This window comes from Hansschlegelia beijingensis, assembly GCF_045505405.1.
GTDB lineage: Bacteria > Pseudomonadota > Alphaproteobacteria > Rhizobiales > Methylopilaceae > Methylopila > Methylopila beijingensis_A.
Map to the genome: position 1 here is coordinate 1 of NZ_JBJKEX010000725.1, position 547 is coordinate 547.

Here is a 547-nt window from a genome sequence, read left to right on the forward strand (position 1 = left end):
GGTGGCGGCTGTAGGTGGTGGAGTTCACCGTGCCGACCTGCTCGCCGTCCTTCATGATCCGGGCGCCCGGCTCGATCGCCTCATGGGCGTCGATCTCGAGCCCCACATTGGCGACCCGGATCTCGTTCTTCCGGCGCTCGAGCGCCTCCTTGCCGTGGAAGTCGGGCTTCGAGAGGTCGACCGTCCACTCCGCGCCGACCTCCCAGGGGGTTTCGTCGCCTTTGGGCATGTCGAACGGGAAGAACAGCAGGCCGCCCTCCACCCGGACGATGTCGAGGCAGCCCCAGGACGCCGCGCAGGCCCCGTAGGGCTTTCCGGCCTCCATGATGCTGTCCCACAGGAAGGGCGCGTCGGCGGCCGAGCAGAACACCTCGTAGCCGCGCTCGGCCGAATAGCCGCCGCGCGCGATCGAGACCTCCTTGCCGAACAGCTTTGCGGGGCGGTGCTCGAAGTATTTGAGCGTCGCGAGGTCGAAGTCGGCGTGCGGCTTCAGGATGTCGAGCGCGAGCGGCCCCTGCAGCGACAGGATGTGGACGTCGTCGTCCTT

Annotated in this window: 1 pseudogene; it reads right to left on the reverse strand. The window is 68.0% G+C overall.

Annotation, left to right across the window (positions count from 1 at the left end):
- Positions 1 to 547, reverse strand: a pseudogene (locus tag ACIKT0_RS20105) (aminomethyl transferase family protein); the annotation flags it as partial.